Source organism: Vibrio sp. AND4, from assembly GCF_000171815.1.
GTDB lineage: Bacteria > Pseudomonadota > Gammaproteobacteria > Enterobacterales > Vibrionaceae > Vibrio.
In genome coordinates this window covers 27,038-46,202 of the sequence record NZ_ABGR01000003.1, presented here as the reverse complement: position 1 = coordinate 46,202, position 19,165 = coordinate 27,038, and the positions used below count along the sequence as shown (strand labels likewise).

Sequence of the window (19,165 nt, the reverse complement as noted above, 5' to 3'; positions counted from 1 at the left end):
ATTACTCCTCAACGGCCTCTAGCTGTTTAAGAACATAGTCAGCCCCTTGTTTTTCAACTAGAAATCGAACCTTTTGTCCTTCTTCAAAACCGGATAAATCCACCTCTTCACCGACCGAGAAGTTCATCTCGCCTGCATCCCAGTTCCATTCAGCTACTGGCAGGTGGTTTAAAGTGATCATGCCAAAATCAGCCATTAGCATCGTGATGTCACCAGTTAGCCAAACTTCTGCTGCAATGACGCTTTGATCTGCCTTGTAGTCGATGATTTGGTACTGACCAGATTCTGTCTTTTGCATTTCAAATTCAATGGCTTGGCCTGTTTTCAAGTCACCCATATCAATGCCATCAGCGAAAGTGAAGTTCATCACCATGCCAGGCCAATCCCACTCTGGTACCGGCTGGTGGTTGATGGTCAGCATACGGTGATCTTCCATTACATCGGTGATTTCACCTTTTGCCCATGCCGTTTCTGCTTCCGGTTCGACACCGTTAATACGAGATAGATCTGCAGATTGGCTAGATTCAGAATCGAGCATGAAGTGCGCAGAGGTGACTATCTTGTCATCTTGCTTCAGACCTTGTAATACCTCGATTTGCTCTCCGGCTTCACGACCGACTTCAATTCGAACTGAGCGGTATTTACCATCGCCTTCTGCCAGAACCACACGAGTCATACCACCGGAACGAATGACGGAGGACTTAGGAATGGTTAATACTGCATCGTCAGTGACAGGCTGCAGGGCAATATTGGCGAACATGTTTGGCTTCAATGCGCCATCTGGATTAGGGAATTTAAGACGCACACGCAACGTACGTGTTTTCGGATCGAGGATTGGGTACACGTAATCCACGACACCTTGCCATTCATTGCCCGGAATCGCGTCAAGGGTCATCGTGGCTTGAGAGCCTGCTTTCATCCAGTGTGCTTGACGCTCAAAGACTTCCGCATCAACCCAAACATTGTCTAATGGCCCGGCACTAATGACTGCTTGAGCTGGAGACAAATAACCACCTTCACGTACATTTAAACTTGCGAGTACGCCATCTGCAGTTGCTTTAATTTCAATACTTTGGGAAGCTTTGCCACGTCGAGATATCGATTTGATTTGAGCACGGTCTACACCAAGTGTTACCAAGCGTTCGGTCGCCCCTTTTACAAGACCTTTGCGGCCAGTGCGATAAGCATTCAGTAATTCTTCTTGTGCTTTAACCAGTTCTGGAGAGTAGAGCGTGAAAAGCACATCGCCTTTCTTCACTTTTTCACCCACAGCATTGATGTAAAGTTTCTCTACCCAGCCCGAAACACGAACGTTTGTCTGCCACAACAGACTTTCATCGAAGGCGATATAGCCGACGGTCTCAATACGCGGTGATAATTTTTCCAACGTTACTTTTGCTGTCTTTACACCGAGGTTGTTTTCAACGGAAGGATCGATAGTGATAGTACCCGGTGCACTTTTCTCACCAGATAAATCTTCCGCGTAAACCGGAATTAAATCCATGCCCATTGGGGATTTACCCGGTTTGTCACGTTTATAGTTTGGATCCATCGGAGCAACCCAGTAGATAGGGTCGTTGGAACTGGTAGTCGTTTCGCCACCCATCGCACTCATGTCGTGAGCCGAGCCCGTAAGAAAATGGTTTGCACCAAACCCTAAAACACCACCAACAATCAGCGCGATGGTTGCCACTTGTAATGTTTTCATTGTTTTACCTTATTATTTTTAAATTCAGACAGTTCTACTTGCTCGACTTGATAGTCGAAACCACCGAGTAGGGTGGCTAAATTGCTGTTTGCGATATTCAGATCGGTCAGTAGACGTTGTTGTTCTAGCTGTAGTGCCAACTCGTCAGTCGTGGCAGAAATCACATCGTTAAACTGTGCTGTGTTGTTTTGGTAACCTCGCTCAACGGCTTTAATTCGCGCTTCCGCTTGAGGCAATAAGGTGGATTGATAACGTTCTAAACGCTGGGTTAAGTTGTCGCGATCAACCAGCAAAGTGTTCACCTTGGCATTCATCTGCGCTAGTAAGATGTCTTTTTGTGATTGTGCTGCACCAACTTGGTATTGAGCGGCCGCGAGATTGCGATCTTGGCGGTCTCCCGTGAAGAGTGGAATGTCCATGGTTAGGTAAGCGCTGACCAAATCAGAGGCGGGTTCACCCATCATGTTGTCGGCTTGGCGGTAGGCGTACATTAATTCGACGCCAAATTGCGGGTTGTAGGCTTGCTCAGCAATTTCTATCTGAGTTTTAGTGGCAGAAATGCTTACGTCGGCCATCTTAACCATCGGGTGTTGGCTGAGTTGTTGGTAGTGCTTGGTGGAGTCGATGCTGGAAGCGAGTTTGCTGTTTAGCGTGTCCCAGCTCAGTTGATTACTTGCATGGAGGGCCCCTTCGCTCGCTAACCAGTCCGACCCCAACCATTCCGAGAGTTGAGAGACAAGACGACGTTGCATCTGCGCATTGGCTTGCAGCTGATCATCGAGCTTACTCACTTGAAGTTGAGCGTTGAGCAGGTCTTGCGCTTCACTTTTACCAATCGAATAGTTGGTTTGAATAAAGTTTTCCACCTCTTTCATCAACTTGCGGTTTTCAAGCATGATTTGCTCCGCGCGTTGCTGATAACCGAGCTCTAACCAAAGTTGGGTCATGCTGTTGACCACCTCAAGCTCACGAGCATGAACTTGAAGCCCGAAGCCATCGGCTTGTTGATTGGCTTTTTTCTCTTTCAGATCGAGCGTGGTGCCTCGTTCGAATTGCTGCATTAAACTAACAGAGATATTGGTCATTGGGTCTTGATCGAACTTGAAGTTGTCGACAGGCAAGCCACCAAAACCAATTTTCAGTTTTGGGTCCATCAAGGTAGAGTTTGCAACACCGGTTTCGCGCATGGCGGCAGATTGCGCTGAGTATTGCTTGCGATTGCCATCGTTGCTCAAAGCGACGTTGATCAGCTGTGAGAGCTGATTTGTTGATGTATGTTTGTTTGGCGCCGAATGTTTTCTTACGGTCTCTGCGCTGGCTGCGTATACCAATGTAGGCCCTGATGCTAAAACTATTAACAAGGCAGGTGCAGTTTGGCAGTATGGCTTGAAATCCATAATCTAAATCCTGTGTTCGCCAGAACTACGGTTGAAAGCTGGGGGATTAAGGCGAAAACAGTCGCCAGCTTCATACCGTTAGTCGGACTTATTAAATGACCTGCGATATACATGCAGGAGCGATTTTGGGACAGATTTAGGCTATTGGAGGTCTGTATAAGTCATTTTTGACTTGTATGGTGGGGTGGGTGACATCAGCAGTGACGCCTGCGCGATATACGACAGGTATTGGCAAATTGACAGGAGTCGGTAGAGGAACGTAGACAAATGTGCATGCAGCAGTGCAACAGGTGTGAAGTATGCCGGAGCCACCATCGCAGTTCGCGCTAGTTCCCAATTTGTTGATATTTGTGGGTAAGGAAGCTTCTGTTATGGTATGAGTCATCATGTTACTCATACCGTTATGTTTACTAGTAGTCGTCATTGTGGAATGGTGAGCTATAGCAGTAGACATCATTTGGATGTTCATCAAAGGGGCGCTATTAGTAACACTTGATACTAGTAGCATCAGTGTCGTGAATAGAGTTGACCAGATTGTATGCAGCGAATTTAGACGCATACCTTTTCCCGTTTGTTTGATGACAGCTCTAGTACTTTAAAGGTTAACCTTAGGGTAAGGTCAATATCTTATTTCTTTTGCCATTAGAATAGTTTAATTCATAGGCTTTTGCACTTTTAAGCTGGGCAGTTTGTGTTGACATATGTTTATACAATGTTGTGCAAACAGTTATGTAATGCTTCGTGATGTGCTGACGGAGGGATAAACAGCAACTATGTTTAATGACACGTAATTGCTAAATGAGCCGTGTCCGTGCAGAGACTGATCAAATGGATTTTGCTGCTTTTACCTGCCTCGATTTGGTTGTTGGCGCGGCACTATCATGATGTTTGGTGGGCGGAGAATCTGACTTCGATTCCAGCCCTCGTTTTAATCATCTACCTCGCTTTCAGTTTGATATTTTTGGTCTGTGCTCGTTGGGCGAGAGCCTTTACTTCAATCGCCATCAGTTGTGCTTTTGTAACATTTCTTGTGCCCACTCAAGTCAACAGCAGTAAAGCTTGTGAAAACCCACTGAGAATTATTCAGTTCAATCTGTTTTACGAAAATCCAGATATCAATCAGTTTATAAATTATTTACTGAAGCACCCTGCTGATTTGGTAGTAATGGCGGAATTATCGACTAAGGTTGGGCAGGAACTACACCTTCTTGATGATATTTATCCTTTCTACTATGGCGGTCAGCCTGGTGTTGGTTACCCTTCTAATCAAATGATTTTAAGTCGTTATCCTTTGGATCCAGTTTCGATTTATCGCACCCCTGATGGGCAGGAGATCATTCGCGCTTTATGGCAAGTGGATGAGCCTATTACTTTGATGACTGCACACCCTCCTTCACCGAGGACCGAGCCATTGTGGCAACGAAGAAATGCTTTGATTCGGACCATCGAAACTCTCACTGATTTGTATCCGGAGCCCGAAATGATGGTGATAGGAGATTTCAATCTGTCCGCCGTAAGTCCGAGGTTTAGCGAGCGGTTTTCTCGTTTCCAAACTCAGCCTGTTGCGAGTTGGCCGACGTCGATAAAGAGCGTAACCGTGCCAGCTTTCTCCATGATAGGGATTGATCATTTTTGGCTGAAATCAGAAAGCATGAACAGAAAAATATGTACTCGCTTATCAAACAGTCAGCCGAATGGCTCTGATCATCGTTTAGTAACGACGGTCATAGGTAATATTCTGAATTAATAGCTGTTTTATTCTCAAAATTGTGAGCTGAATCGGTCATCGCTGACAAAAACTGTCTTTACTCTACTATGCCTTGCTCCTCTCTTTTCAGAGCGGAGCGTCATAACTATGCGGTAGCAAACCAGTGATACAAGGGAAATACATGAAACCACTCAAACGAACGCTGGTGGCGGGTGCCATCCTCGGATTAATTGGAACCATGGCAGGATGCAGCCCAGCAGAAGAAGCGAAGCCATCACAACCAGAACAGCGACTAGAACAAGAATCAAAACCAGTGACTGAGGAAGAAAAGCAAGCTCGAGCGGCAGCGCCCCTAGCAAGTGGTGAGACGATCTATCTTGCTGATACCATCATTACAATGGACGAAGGCCAACCTCGCGTAGAGGCTGTAGTGGCGAGTGATGACGGTAAGATTGTCTTTGTTGGTAAAGAAGAGCAAGCACTTAAACAATTTCCAAATGCGGATAAAGTCGATTTAGAAGACAAGGTCATTATGCCTGGTTTTATCGAGCAACATCTGCATCCATTCCTTGGTGCTATCACGCTGAGTATGCCTGTTATTGCCCCAGAAGAGTGGCAGTTACCGAGTCGTACCTGGCCTGCGGTAAATGGTCATAAGGAATACCTTGCAGCATTGAGTGCCTTAGAAAAAGAAATGGAAGACCCCAACGAAGTATTGTGGACATGGGGCTACAACAACTTTTTTCATGGTCAATTGACGCGTGCTGATCTTGATAAGATCTCTGAGACTCGCCCCATAGGTATATGGCACCGTTCTGCGCATGAATTCTATGTAAATTCGGCATTTGTAAAGAAGTTTGGCCTAAATCAAGAGGACATTGATAAGCAAGGTAAAGAGGTTGCTGCACAGTCGGATCTGGAAAATGGACACTTCTGGGAAGGTGGCGCATTGATTTACTTGTTACCGCGCATGTACAAAGAGCTCGGTAATGAGGAAAGATTTCGTGCGGGTTTAAATCAAATGGTAGAGATGCTGCACGAGAAAGGGGTAACGGCATACAACGAACCTGGCGCCTTTATTCCTAAAGATATGGTGGGCTTATATAAAGAAATCTTAGGTGCTGATGAGACGCCAATGTATTCCTTCTTTACACCAGAAAGCAAGTCACCGTATTTCTTGAAAGGTAAAGAAGGGGTAGTGCAAGCGGTTGAAGAGATCACCAAAACCTTCCCCGACGAAGGCAAAATTCGCTTTTTTAAAAATCAAGTTAAGCTGCTGTTCGATGGCGCCATCATTTCTCAGCTAATGATGATGAAAGACGGCTATCTTGATGGCCATCACGGCGAATGGATTCAAACCCCTCAAGAAGTAGAAGACATCACCAAATTGTTTTGGGAGAAAGATTACCAAATCCTTGTTCACGTCAACGGTGATGAAGGCGTAGAAAAGTTAATTGAGGTATTGAAACGTCGTCAGGCTGAATACCCACGCGAAGATCATCGCTTTACGATTGTACACTTCGCAAACTCAACCGACGAGCAAGTAAAAGAGCTGAAAAAGCTCGGTGCGATTATCAGTGTCAACCCATACTATGTGACGGGCTTTGGTGAGCGTTTTGGCGAGGTCGGCTTAGGGGAAGAGCGTGCCCACGCCATGGTTCGACTAGCGACGATAGAGAAAGAGCAAATACCAGTGTCGTTGCACTCGGACATGCCAATGGCACCTGCTGATCCGTTATTGCTGGCCTGGAGTGCTGCTACTCGCCAAACGAATAACGGTAATGTACTACGTAAAGATCTCGCACTTTCTCGTGAAGCGGCACTCAAAGGCATTACTATTGAAGCTGCCTATTCGTGGGGAATGGAAGATACGCTCGGTAGTATTGAGGTGGGTAAGGTTGCTAACTTTACGGTGCTGGAAGAAGACCCATACAAAATCGATATCGAAAAGCTGAAAGATGTGCCGATCTATGCAACTGTCTTCGAAAGTAAGCTGTTTCCCATCGATAAATAGCGCCTGAATCCGGTACGCCATAACTGCAAGATGTCTAGTTATTTAGAATGAGGTTAAATTAAGCGGCGGTTTGTCATGGAATTAACTGATTTTAACCGTCGCTTGTTATTTGTGTGAATTATTTAACCTAGACTTAGTTCGCTTCCTATACTGAGAAGATTGCAATTAAAAAATTCATAACGATAAGAGGCAACTTGCATGACAAGAACTACCTCAGCAGTGTTAATACTGGTTTTGATGAGCGCCTATTTTGCTTACAACCGCTTTTACGTTTATCCACAAAAGCTACAAACACAGGCGCAATCAATGCTGATCCAAATGGCCAACCGAGAGGAATGGCTCGATGTGCATGAGATGATGGAACGTGTTGGTGCGCACAAAGCCCACCTCGAACTGGATGCTGATATCACCTCGACGATTGGCAAGCGTGTCTACAGCGAAGGTTATATCACTTACAGCGACCGTAGCCGAAACGTATGTAAACAAGTGGTTTTTAATTTCAAAATTAACTCATTAAGAAGCTACAGCATCTCAGATCTGCATGATTGCTCTTATGGTGAGTACTATTAACCCCACTGATACCATGAATGATTAAACAAGAACGCCTCCAAATTTGGAGGCGTTTTTAATTTCGGGGTTTGATGGATTGGTTAATCGAGTGACTTCTTGAATCGAAGTGAGGCGATAAAAAGACCGATAACGGTGAACCCGAGCAGCCAAAGTGTGTCTCGCCACAGTTCCATCAAATCTGCGCCACGTAGCACCACACCGCGAATAATGCGCATAAAGTGGGTTGCGGGCAACGCCTCCGATATCCATTGTGCGGCAACGGGCATTCCCTCATAAGGGAACATAAAGCCTGACAACAAGATCGATGGCAAAAGAATAAATACTGTCATTTGCATTGCTTGCAATTGCGTAGACGCAATCGTGGATATCACCAAGCCTAGGGTTAGACTCGCAGCGATAAACAGCAAAGTGCCAAATAGGATCTGGCTAATGGCACCATTTATTGGCACGCCAAATATCCAGTGGCCTAAACCAAGAATGATGAGGACCTGGATCAAGCCGACGAAGATGTAGGGAATGATCTTAGCCACCATCAGTTCGATGGAGTGGATTGGCGTGGTAATCAGTAACTCTAAATTGCCGCGCTCTCGCTCTCTAACAATGGCCGCACTGGTGAACAATATCATTGTCATGGTCAAAATTACGCCCAATAAACCAGGAACAATGTTCACAGCCGAGCGCCGGCTTGGATTGTAATACAGTGCCACTTCAAAGGTCTTAGCGGGGGCTGGGCGTATCTCGAAATCAAAGTCCGTTAACGGCATGGTTTGCAGTGAGAGAATCGCGGAACTGATCATCGTATCTGATCCATCCACTATCCACTGGCCAAGCTCTCGGCCTTGCACCATACGTTGGGTCAAGTCGCTAGGTAGAATCAGAGCGGCACGCACAATACCATCTTGAATAGCTTGTTGCGCTTGCTCTGCGGTAGCGAAGGTTTCAGTCACCTCGACCACTTGGGTTACTTTGACCGATTCGATTATCACGCGTCCAGCGGTACTGCCACTCTGATCGACGATGCCTACAGGAATATTGCGAATATCAGTATTAATAGCAAAGCCGAACAGCAGAAGCTGGATCAGAGGGATCATCACGACCATACCAAAGGTAATACGGTCGCGCGAAAGCTGGCGGATTTCTTTGATCATCACCGCTTTTATCCGAGCAATCGATTTCATCATTGGCGACCTTCCCCCGTCACGCTGACGAACACGTCTTCCAAGCTAGGACGAGCAATGTTCATCTCGCAGCCATTTAGCTCAGGAAAGTGGTCGGTTAGCCATTCAATCGGTTGTTCGATATGCTGGTGGATTAAAATGCGCAGGCGAATGCCCAACTGCGCAGCGGAGCGTACCTCTTTGTATTGAGTCACTTTCTCTTTTAGTTTTCGTAAGTTATCCGCTTTAACTTCGACGATGTTGACGCCCATTTGTGCCATGAGTTCTTCGGGCTCACCATCAGCGCGAATTTCTCCTGCTTCCATAATCGCTAGCCGATGACAGCGTTCTGCTTCGTCCATGTAGTGTGTGGTGAGTAAAATCGTTGTGCCTTGATCGGAAAGATCAAACAGTTGTTCCCAGAATTCACGCCGGTTCTCTGGGTCAACCGCAGAAGTCGGTTCATCCAAGAACAACAGTTCCGGTTTGTGCATGGTGGCTGCGGCAAGTGACAAACGTTGTTTCTGGCCGCCACTCATGCCGCCAACCCGTTGTTTACGCAGTTGGTCGAGACCATAAGTTGATAGTTGCGCTTCGATGCGAGCTTTGAGTGTTTTGGTTTCCATCCCAAAGATTTGTCCAATAAATTCGAGATTCTCTCGAACCGTCAAGTCGTCATAGAGTGAGAACTTTTGTGTCATGTAGCCAATCTTGAGACGCAATAGCTCAGATTGTTTTGGGATCGCTAATCCGAGCACATCGACATTGCCTTCACTTGGGCTAAGCAAGCCTGTTAGTACCCGAATAGTTGTCGATTTACCACAGCCATTAGGGCCAAGAAAGCCATAAATACTGCCTTTGGGTACATTCAGCGTGATGTTATTGATAGCGGTGAAGTCACCAAATTTTTTTACGACGTTTTTAGCCTGAATCGCGTATTCAATCATTGGCTTACTCCACCAAATCTACTTGTGCTGGAATACCAGAAGGCAGGGATTGCGCAGAATCTTGCAAGTCGACTTCTGCAAGATACATCAAACGCGAACGCTCTTCTTCGGTAAGCGCAAAATAAGGCGTAAATGAGGGCTCGGTAGCGACCCAGCGAACGGTTCCGGAATAAGCTTGATCGACGCCATCTACATGGACTTGAACGGTTTTACCTGGCACAAAGCCGACTCGATAGTTTGCTGGCACATAAACACGCGCATAAGGAACACGGCTTGCTTGAATTACAGCAACGATACCGTTGACAGGCACACGTTCACCAAGATTAAACGGTAGAGTATCGAGTAAACCGTCCCGAGTGGCGGTGATGGTTAACTCTGCCAGTTTTTGTTCTTGTAGAGCCACATCGGCTTTTGCAGCCATGAGCGCGGCTTTGGCTTGTTCAATATCCTCAGGGCGGGAGCCCGCCGTCAGTTTACTGAACTCTTCCTGTGATGAGTCGAGCTCGGCTCGTGCAGAGTCTCTTGCAGCTAAAGCTGTGTCTTTTTCAGATTGGCTAACAAGCTTCTTACGAACGAGCTCGGCCTTACGTTGGTAGTTTTTTTGCGCTTCAATTAACTGTGCCTGTGATCTGGCGACGCGAGCTTGGGCGGCTGCAATGTCTTCTGGTCGCTCACCATTGGTCAACTTCAAAAGATATGCGTCTGCTTTCGCTTGCTCGGCGATGGCATGAGCTAAAACTGCCTCTTGGTTTTTAGTATCCAGCTGAACAAGCACTTCCCCTTCGTTTACTTGGCTACCCTCTTTGATGGGGAGGGCACGAATTATCTCACTTGACGTAGCAGTAAAAGTTACGCGGTCGCGCTCTAATGTGCCGAGGGCTTGTTTACCATCGTCTTTGGAACAGGCTGTTAAAAGAGTAAGGGCTAAGGTGCCCAGAATAATTCGCTTCATCATGCGACGTTTCCTCTGAGATGATGTGCTTGTATTCGTATCAAGCTGGAGAAGAATGTGGAACTGAGTTCATTGTAACGTGAGTCTGTTTTGTCTGGCTAGGGAGTTCATAGCCTCAATATTCATCAATCAATGAATTATTAAAGTCGTTCTCATTATAGAACGAGTCTCTACAAAATTCTCGTTCAAATATAGTGGGTTACCACTATGGTGATGGCACATAGAGATAAGTGAGAGTTATGGATCAGGCTTTCCTTGATTGAGTGAGAGGTACGGAAACGTTGGTATTTAAGCGCACGATAGCCAGAACTGTCTGAGATTTTAGCCACAAATTCAGCGCTTGGTAGGGTATACCAAGTTGAATAGACTCTCCTTAATTTCCAAACGCTCTCTCATGACAGATAAACTGCTACAGTAGTCACTAAACTATAGTTACGACGAAATAGGTATCTATCAGAAACAGCTTTTGGTGCTCGAAAAGGAGCGAGTAACTCGAAGTATTCGTTATTCAAATAGAAGTTAATAAAGCGATTAATATCTACCCAAAGCATAGAAATTTAATATGCCTTGGTGTGAGTTATATCTCGAATTAATAACATAAAGTTAAAAATTGTGATTGTCATATTCAACTGTACCATAAGCTTGTTGTTGTCTATCGATTATTAATTGATTATTCATCACCTTAGCAAAAGTTAAGTTAATCAGTTGGTTTAACGGTAATAACATTAATTTGATAAAGACCATAAGGCTATATGATGAGTATCAGGACAGTACTAGGTGCTTTGGCCATGTTTATGACGAACCAAGCCTCAGCGATCGAATTCAGCTATGACCCCTTAGGGCGAATAACTGAAAGTAAAATAAAGGAAGAACAAGGTGATGATCAGTCGGTAGTTTACATATATGATATCCTATCAAATATTATATCTACATCTGAAAGTAATGATAATAATTTGGATGGATATAAACTTTCTTTGGATTTTTCAGAAGTCCAGAATTTTAAAAGTGTCACTATAAACTTTAACCTTTCAAAGAAAATATCTGACTTAAATTTTGATTTATATATAAGCCCAGAATCACCGCCGTTATTTTATGAATCAGTTGAAGGTGTGAATTCTGTGAATTTAGATTTATCTCAGTTTACATCTCCTGTTTTTATTCAAGCGGTGGCTCGTGATAAGTACGGCAATAAAGTAATCTCAGAAGTTGAACAGTTATATCCTCTCGACAGTGATAAAGACCAAGCACCTGACCATATTGAACAGGCAACATGCAGCGATCCCTACAATGCAGACAGTGATGGCGACGGTCTATCGGACGGTCTGGAGATGGGGATCGAAACAGGTCAACAACTCAGTAGCCCATGTAGCCCTGATAGTGATGGCGATGGCATTGATGATGGGTTCGAGTATGAAAAGGGCTGGGATTTACAAGGCTTTGATATTGGGGAGCTCAATGACCAGAGCAAAAGCCACTGGGCTGAGTACGCTCAGGCGCAGGCCATATTGGCCGATGCCAACGGTGAAGCGGTGGTCTCGGGTGAACACGTCTTAGATGTCACTGATAAAGAAGCATTTGGTTACACAGGGCTCATACCATCTGGTGACCAGTCCATGACTTTTATGTACTGGGTGAAGTTCAAAACATTGGATAGTCGTTATCAATTGTCTGGTGTGAATGATGGCGATGATCACCGACTGTATGTTGGATTAGATTCTGGCAGGCCGACATTTGGTGCTGGTAGTGACCGGGATACAGAGTCAGACAAGGTTGAGGTGGATCAATGGCTGCACCTGGCCGTTGTATTCGATAAAGCTTCGCGTGAACGAATTTTTTACCTCAATGGACGAGAAATTAGCCGTGAAACCTATGTTGAATTTCGATGGAGCAGCTTGAGGAGTTTACTCGTTGGCGCGATGAACCGTTTGGAAGGTGCTTCAGATTTTCAGGATGCCCGCTTGAACGATGTTCAAGTTTGGTCAAGAGCGCTTGATGGCAGCGACATACAAGGCTACATGGTGGTGCCACCGCGAGCAGGTGAAAGCGACTTAATGGCGTATTACAACTTTAGCCGTTACAGGGGCTTGTGGGTTGAGAACGTGGCGACTGGCACCTTTGATATGAAGCTGTCTGAATTAAAGTTGATGGCGCCAGCTGAAGTTGAGACGGACCATGATGGTGATGGGCTAAGTGATACTTTTGAGTTGTCAACATGCAGTGATCCTTACAATGCAGACAGTGATGGAGACGGTCTTTCGGATGGTCTGGAGATGGGAGTAGAAACAGGCCAGCATCTGGGTGATCCGTGTAGTTCAGATAGTGATGGCGATGGCATTGATGATGGGTTCGAGTATGAAAAGGGCTGGGATTTACAAGGCTTTGATATTGGGGAGCTCAATGATCAGAACATAAGCCACTGGGCTGAGTACGCTCAGGCGCAGGCCATATTGGCCGATGCCAACGGTGAAGCGGTGGTCTCGGGTGAACACGTCTTAGATGTCACTGATAAAGAAGCATTTGGTTACACAGGATTCATGCCTTCTGGTGACCAGTCCATGACTTTTATGTACTGGGTGAAGTTCAAAACATTGGATAGTCGTTATCAATTGTCTGGTGTGAATGATGGCGATGATCACAAACTGTATGTTGGATTAGCTCATGGCAAGCCGACATCTGGTGCTGGTAGAGGCCAGTATACAGAGTCAGACAAGGTTGAGGTGGATCAATGGCTGCACCTAGCCGTTGTATTCGACAAAGCTTCGCGTGAACGTATTTTTTACCTTAATGGGCGAGAAATAAGTCGTGACAACTGGGCTGAATTTCAAGGGAACAGCTTGCGCAGTTTACTCGTTGGCGCGATGAACCGCATGGAAGGTGCTTCAGATTTTCAGGATGCTCTCTTAGACGATGTTCAAGTTTGGTCAAGAGCGCTTGATGGCAGCGACATACAAGGCTACATGGTGGTGCCACCGCGAGCAGGTGAAAGCGACTTAATGGCGTATTACAACTTTAGCCGTTACAGGGGCTTGTGGGTTGAGAACGTGGCGACTGGCACCTTTGATATGAAGCTGTCTGAATTAAAGTTGATGGCGCCAGCTGAAGTTGAGACGGACCATGATGGTGATGGGCTAAGTGATACTTTTGAGTTGTCAACATGCAGTGATCCTTACAATGCAGACAGTGATGGAGACGGTCTTTCGGATGGTCTGGAGATGGGAGTAGAAACAGGCCAGCATCTGGGTGATCCGTGTAGTTCAGATAGTGATGGCGATGGCATTGATGATGGGTTCGAGTATGAAAAGGGCTGGGATTTACAAGGCTTTGATATTGGGGAGCTCAATGACCAGAGCATAAGCCACTGGGCTGAGTACGTTCAGGCGCAGGCCATATTGGCCGATGCTAACGGTGAAGCGGTGGTCTCGGGTGAACACGTCTTAGATGTCACTGATAAAGAAGCATTTGGTTACACAGGATTCATGCCTTCTGGTGACCAGTCCATGACTTTTATGTACTGGGTGAAGTTCAAAACATTGGATAGTCGTTATCAATTGTCTGGTGTGAATGATGGCGATGATCACAAACTGTATGTTGGATTAGATCATGGCAAGCCGACATCTGGTGCTGGTAGAGACCGGTATACAGAGTCAGACAAGGTTGAGGTGGATCAATGGCTGCACCTAGCCGTTGTATTCGACAAAGCTTCGCGTGAACGTATTTTTTACCTTAATGGGCGAGAAATAAGTCGTGGCAACTGGGCTGAATTTCAAGGGGACAGCTTAAGGAGTTTACTTGTTGGCGCGATGAACCGTTTGGAAGGTGCTTCAGATTTTCAGGATGCTCTCTTAGACGATGTTCAAGTTTGGTCACGAGCGCTTGATGGCAGCGATATGCAAGGCTACATGGGGGTGCCACCGCGAGCAGGTGAAAGCAACTTAATGGCGTATTACAACTTTAGCCGTTATCGAGGCTTGTGGGTTGAGAACGTGGCGACCGGAAAATTTGATATGAAGCTGTCTGACACAGACATTATAAAAACAAAAACCGATGAAAAATAAGGTAATTAAAATGAATAATGGTCGCATTTTGACATTGTGGTTAGCGATCTCAATAAGTCTTGTAGGTTGTGGTCGTGAGACTGAAGCTTTGGATATTAGGCAAGTATCACCATCACGAATAGAAATGGACTTGTCCACGGCTCCAACACATAAGCAATTGAGTGAGGCGGGACAACTAGGGGGCGTATTAGCCCCAACTCACCCTGTTGAAGATAATCTCGAACCTGAGTCGTTCCATCTAATGGACTTAATAGCCAGTGATGATGAGCAGGAACGTATGGCTTTTGGACAAGCGATTCAAAACTGGAACAAACACCAATATGCTTCAGCATCGGTGGAGTTTGATATTTTCAGGAAGAAATACCCAAATAGCGCTTGGGCATCTGAAGCAACATTACATATGGCCTGTAATGCTCGCTTTACCGGGCAATACTCGACGGCAAACCAGTTGTTCAACGAGGTCATCCAAACAAATCAAGACTCTGAATATTCAGGCGCTCAACAAATGGTTGCCAAAGCGAAGAGTCGTTTAGCTGTTCTTCGGTTGATGGAAAATAATCCAGAAGAGGCAAAAACCCTATTTGCGGAGGTAGTGAAGAACGCACCAGACTGGAGGTTGAGATCATATGCTTCAATTTGGCTGCGTAAGTTATCGCTTCTTAAAAATCAGGCTGGCGGTTTGCTCGATTGCGGAACACGGGCTCTGGCCTATTTACTCAATGGTGATGGTCAATTCGAGGATTCTGAAGCAGTTCTCGGTTATGTCCCAGATAATGAGGCTGAAGGTTTTAGCATAGAAGAGTTGAGGCAGTTAGCTGTTAAATATGGTTATCACGCACTTGCAGTTAAAGCCAAAGTTAGTGAACTAGCCGCTCTAGCTGAACCAGCAATCTTACAAGTTAGTAGAGCAGCAACCGGTGGTAAGGGACATTACTGGGTTCTTGAGCGAGTCGAAGCTGGGCAATTTTATATTGTTGACCCACAGATGAATCGGCGTTTTCATTTTTCAGCTGAGCAGCTTGAAAAGGAATGGCAAGGTAACGCTATCTTATTGTCTAAGGGGGCTTCATCATCCGTCGGGACAGCACTGTCTCTCGAAGACGCTAACTCCACTCATGGGGGCTGTTGTGGTATCCAACGTCCACCAAGCGAAGGAGGAGATCCTGGTTCAGAACCTGATGATAATACCCCTAATAAGGAGGGCAGTAACCCAGATAAAAACTGCCGCGGCAGAGGCGCACCTATTTGGTCGGTCAATGTCATTAATCTCAACCTTTATATGACAGACGCTCCGCTATGGTATGACACAACAGTCGGCCCTGGCGTTGAGGTGAAGCTAAGTTACAATACACAAAGTGTGCTCGCACAAAATGAACCTTTTGGTCATCGATGGATGTTTAATTACGCGTCCTATCTGGTAGTGGATCCGGGTGATGCCGTTACTATTTTTGAAGCAGATGGCAGCGAAAGTGTTTTTATATTAAATAATCATGGGGTTTATCAATCAGACCGTTACTCGTCAACATCATTGACTAAGAGTGATGATGGAAAGTGGCTGCTCACATATGCAGACGGTTCGCAACGTATTTACGGGGTACCAGAGGGAACCAAAGCCCTACAAAACTTCTTGCTAGCTGAGGTCGATAACTCGGGTAATCGAGTCACAGTAGGATACGACAAAACGGCCAAGGTGACGCACGTGACGGATGCGTTAGGTCAGGTAACGAGTTTTCAATATAACTCTTCAGGTTTGATTGAAAGAGTCGACGATCCTTTTGGTCGTTATGCCCTTTTTGAATATGACAAATCACGAAACCTAGTCGCAATGACTGACATGGAGGGTTACCGAGCATCCTTGACATACGATGATGATCATTTAGTAACATCGTTGACGGACGCAAGAGGTAAAACTCAATTTTATATCGAGCCAGCAGACGGTATACACAATAACTTCGATGCTTATAATCCTCCTGGTACTGCAATGTGGGAAAACTATCGCATTACAGTGACTTTACCGACCGGTGGGAAAGAGGAATATTATTTTGACGGTTTCCATGGCAGATCTTGGTATGTAGATGCCGACCACTATCAAGAATACGAGAGCGAAAAAAACAATTCGCACTACGATACCCCAAAAACAATTTATGAATTTGTGGTGCCAAATGGTCGCAGGGGTGAAATTTCTGAAATCACTTATCCAGATGGTGCAAGCTTCGAATACAAGTACTACAGCGACAATAAACTTAAATCAGCAACGGATCCTTTTGGACAAAAGAGCGAGTACTCGTGGACGAACAATGGTCAGTTGCTGAAAAGCATTGACTCGCTTGGTCGTTCAACGCAATTTATTTATGCGAATAATGGGCTCGATTTGACAAGTATTGTCGGTCCATTTGGTGATGAACAGTTTACTTATGATGACCACCATCGAGTGACTGAATATACCGACATGGACGGATTAACTACGCGATATGGCTATGATTCAACTGGTAATTTAATTTCTACCACTGATGCAAATGGTGTCATCAGCACATTTGAGCGTGATGCAAAAGGCCGAGTCACATCCGTTCGTGTAGGTTCAGAGATCGTCCGTCGTTATGGATATGATGAGATAGGTCGAGTGATCTCCAATAAGGATGCCGCAGATTACGAAACGCACTTTGAATACAATAAGATTAATACCTTAACAAAAATCCGCAATGCGGCGGGCCGGACAATTCAGCGCCAGTTTGGTAGTTGTCCTCGTGTACTTGAAAAAGAAACATTGCCAGGTGATCGGGATTACCAGTATCGGTATGATGCGCAAAAGCAACTTACGGAGGTAATCAACCCAGCCAAAGGGAGTATTCAAATTGGTCGCTCAAAAGCGGGTCTGGTTACATCATTTACGGATCAAAATCAAAACCAAACATCTTTTGAGTACACCTCCTCAGGAGAACTGAGTAAGAAGGTTTATCCAGATGGCAGTAGTTTAAAGTACGAATACAATAAAGGTCGAATCAAGAAGGTAACGAATGCTAGAGGCATTACCAAAACCCTTCATTTCAACAAGAAACAGCAGTTAGATAAAATTGAATACAGTGATCAAACGCCAAGTGTCGAATACAGCTACAATGAGCTCGGTCTTCTTAGTGAAGTGAAAGATGCGATTGGATCTACCCGATATCAATATGAGAAAAATGGGCGTCTTGCTGAGATTGATGGACCACGAGACAACGACACTATAACCCTGCACTATAACAATCTTGATTTGTTATCCGAGTTGTACGCCGGTGGTAAGCTAAATACCGCATATAAGTACGATGACTTGGGTAGGGTCGTTGAGATAAATGCGTTGGGACAGCGATTTGCTTATCACTACGATTATTCACCGTTGGCGTTCTCTGCGAGTGTAGTTTTACCTAATGGCGTGACCAGAAAGACGACGCTAAATGAAAAGGGTGACTTAAGTGCGATTTTGTACAAAAGTAAAGATGGCACTCTGGCTGATTACCAATATCGATTTGATGAAGCAGGACAAATTGCAGAGCAGACAGGAACACCAGCTTGGTTTCTACCTAGGCAGCAATCCAATGCTAAATACAATGAACTTAACCAGATCACCGAGTGGAATGGAGACGACAAAGCGTTCGTCTACGATAAAGACGGTAACCCAATTAAGGGACTCTTGGATGATGGCGTGCCGTTTGAGGCGGAGTACGATGCAGAAAATCGTTTAATCAAGCTGAGTTTTACCCGGGGTGACACAAAATATCGTGAGACATTTGCTTACGGGTATGACCATATGCTCGCTCAGTATCAGCTATACAAAAATAAAGCGCTGGTAGAAGAAAAGCAGTTTGTTCGCCTTGGGTTAGTGGAGCTTCAGCAGCGTAACGCTGAGGGAGAGGTGGTTCAAGAATATGCTTGGGATAAGTCGGCACCAGGTGGTATTGGTGGCCTACTGGTGGCGAAGACAAGCAGTGACATCTATACCTATGTGTACAACCATCTAGGCCATGTTCAAAAAGTCTTAAACGCTTCTGGCCAGGTAGTTGAGAGCTATCAATACACCCCATATGGTCAAGTAGAAGGCGGCGATTTCAGCCAACAACCCTTTGGTTACTCAACGAAACGCAGTGACTTTGCGAGTGGGTTAGTTTATTTTGGCTATCGGTTCTATTCGCCGTATCAGCGCCGTTGGCTTAACCGTGATCCATTGCAAGAGCAAGGTGGGATAAACCTCTATGCTTATGTAAATGGTGACCCGTTGGGGTACGTGGACCCGGATGGTAGAAATCCAATATTGATTGGAATCGGGGTTGGCGCAATAAATGGAGCTATTGGTGCTTGGGTTCAGGGCGGTGATTCCGATGATATTTTAGTGGGTGCTTACACAGGGGCGTTCGGTGGTTTACTAAGTGTTATAAATCCTGTATTGGGTGCAATGGTTAGTAATGCTGCTGGGCAGATCTATGTTTTAGATAGAAAGGGTAGGCCTATATCTTGCGTCAATTTGGGTTCTGTGTTGGGAGCTGGTATTGGTGGAGGGGCGGCCGCAGGACTCACAGCTTACCCCGGAGCTACATTTCTGGGGGCACAACTTGACCTTGCTTTTTCAAATTTAGGAGGGATAGTTGGTGGTCTAGAAAGGACAAGAAAGAGAAGATAATGATTA

11 protein-coding genes are annotated in these 19,165 nt (G+C 45.4%); 5 read left to right on the top strand and 6 right to left on the bottom strand.

The features are described from left to right. Nucleotide 1: 1 nt before the first annotated feature. The 3 genes from AND4_RS05440 to AND4_RS20430 all read right to left on the bottom strand — a co-directional run bounded on the left by AND4_RS05440 (nt 2) and on the right by AND4_RS20430 (nt 3,664). On the bottom strand, nt 2–1,708 hold the full coding sequence (locus AND4_RS05440) for an efflux RND transporter periplasmic adaptor subunit (protein WP_009841915.1): 1,707 nt from the start codon (nt 1,706–1,708) through the stop codon (nt 2–4). Then, a complete protein-coding gene (locus AND4_RS05435) occupies nt 1,705–3,105 on the bottom strand; it encodes a TolC family protein (protein ID WP_009841914.1) in 1,401 nt (466 codons plus the stop codon). The genes AND4_RS05440 and AND4_RS05435 overlap by 4 nt, the downstream gene beginning before the upstream one ends. Before the next feature lie 136 nt (nt 3,106–3,241). Then, on the bottom strand, nt 3,242–3,664 hold the full coding sequence (locus AND4_RS20430) for a hypothetical protein (RefSeq protein WP_009841913.1): 423 nt from the start codon (nt 3,662–3,664) through the stop codon (nt 3,242–3,244). 252 nt (nt 3,665–3,916) lie between these two features. On the opposite strand from AND4_RS20430, the gene AND4_RS05430 reads away from it, so the two are divergent. From AND4_RS05430 to AND4_RS05420, 3 genes are all read left to right on the top strand, one after another. Continuing rightward, nucleotides 3,917–4,852 (top strand): endonuclease/exonuclease/phosphatase family protein, encoded by a 936-nt coding sequence (locus AND4_RS05430; RefSeq protein ID WP_009841912.1) that lies wholly within the window; start codon nt 3,917–3,919, stop codon nt 4,850–4,852. A gap of 142 nt (nt 4,853–4,994) precedes the next feature. Continuing rightward, the gene (locus AND4_RS05425; protein ID WP_009841911.1) at nt 4,995–6,827 is read left to right on the top strand and encodes an amidohydrolase; all 1,833 of its coding nucleotides are present in this window, start codon (nt 4,995–4,997) and stop codon (nt 6,825–6,827) included. 198 nt (nt 6,828–7,025) lie between these two features. Then, nucleotides 7,026–7,397 carry a hypothetical protein gene (locus tag AND4_RS05420; protein ID WP_009841910.1) on the top strand — a complete coding sequence of 124 codons (372 nt, stop codon included), beginning with the start codon at nt 7,026–7,028 and terminating at the stop codon, nt 7,395–7,397. 80 nt (nt 7,398–7,477) lie between these two features. On the opposite strand, the gene AND4_RS05415 is transcribed toward AND4_RS05420, so the two are convergent. The 3 genes from AND4_RS05415 to AND4_RS05405 are packed head-to-tail and all read right to left on the bottom strand — an operon-like array spanning nt 7,478 to nt 10,453. After that, entirely contained in the window at nt 7,478–8,575 is a 1,098-nt protein-coding gene (locus tag AND4_RS05415; protein WP_186004049.1) for an ABC transporter permease, read from the bottom strand. Further along, complete coding sequence (locus AND4_RS05410) at nt 8,575–9,501, bottom strand: ABC transporter ATP-binding protein (RefSeq protein ID WP_009841908.1); 927 nt, start codon at nt 9,499–9,501, stop codon at nt 8,575–8,577. The genes AND4_RS05415 and AND4_RS05410 overlap by 1 nt, the downstream gene beginning before the upstream one ends. 4 nt (nt 9,502–9,505) lie before the next feature. Continuing rightward, nucleotides 9,506–10,453: an HlyD family efflux transporter periplasmic adaptor subunit gene (locus tag AND4_RS05405; RefSeq protein WP_043991516.1), complete on the bottom strand. Its 948-nt coding sequence runs from the start codon at nt 10,451–10,453 to the stop codon at nt 9,506–9,508. Nucleotides 10,454–11,571: 1,118 nt separating this feature from the next. Here AND4_RS05405 and AND4_RS05400 point away from each other — a divergent pair. After that, nucleotides 11,572–14,508 (top strand): LamG-like jellyroll fold domain-containing protein, encoded by a 2,937-nt coding sequence (locus AND4_RS05400; protein WP_144017039.1) that lies wholly within the window; start codon nt 11,572–11,574, stop codon nt 14,506–14,508. 10 nt (nt 14,509–14,518) lie between these two features. Beyond that, nucleotides 14,519–19,159 (top strand): RHS repeat-associated core domain-containing protein, encoded by a 4,641-nt coding sequence (locus tag AND4_RS05395; RefSeq protein ID WP_009841905.1) that lies wholly within the window; start codon nt 14,519–14,521, stop codon nt 19,157–19,159. Nucleotides 19,160–19,165 lie beyond the last annotated feature (6 nt).

Excerpts from the sequence above, each read along its gene's own strand:
- AND4_RS05405 (WP_043991516.1), bottom strand. The coding sequence starts at position 10,453 with ATGAAGCGAATTATTCTGGGCACCTTAGCCCTTACTCTTTTAACAGCC.
- AND4_RS20430 (WP_009841913.1), bottom strand. The coding sequence starts at position 3,664 with ATGCGTCTAAATTCGCTGCATACAATCTGGTCAACTCTATTCACGACA.
- AND4_RS05420 (WP_009841910.1), top strand. The coding sequence starts at position 7,026 with ATGACAAGAACTACCTCAGCAGTGTTAATACTGGTTTTGATGAGCGCC.
- AND4_RS05415 (WP_186004049.1), bottom strand. The coding sequence starts at position 8,575 with ATGAAATCGATTGCTCGGATAAAAGCGGTGATGATCAAAGAAATCCGC.
- AND4_RS05440 (WP_009841915.1), bottom strand. The coding sequence starts at position 1,708 with ATGAAAACATTACAAGTGGCAACCATCGCGCTGATTGTTGGTGGTGTT.
- AND4_RS05410 (WP_009841908.1), bottom strand. The coding sequence starts at position 9,501 with ATGATTGAATACGCGATTCAGGCTAAAAACGTCGTAAAAAAATTTGGT.
- AND4_RS05435 (WP_009841914.1), bottom strand. The coding sequence starts at position 3,105 with ATGGATTTCAAGCCATACTGCCAAACTGCACCTGCCTTGTTAATAGTT.
- AND4_RS05425 (WP_009841911.1), top strand. The coding sequence starts at position 4,995 with ATGAAACCACTCAAACGAACGCTGGTGGCGGGTGCCATCCTCGGATTA.
- AND4_RS05395 (WP_009841905.1), top strand. The coding sequence starts at position 14,519 with ATGAATAATGGTCGCATTTTGACATTGTGGTTAGCGATCTCAATAAGT.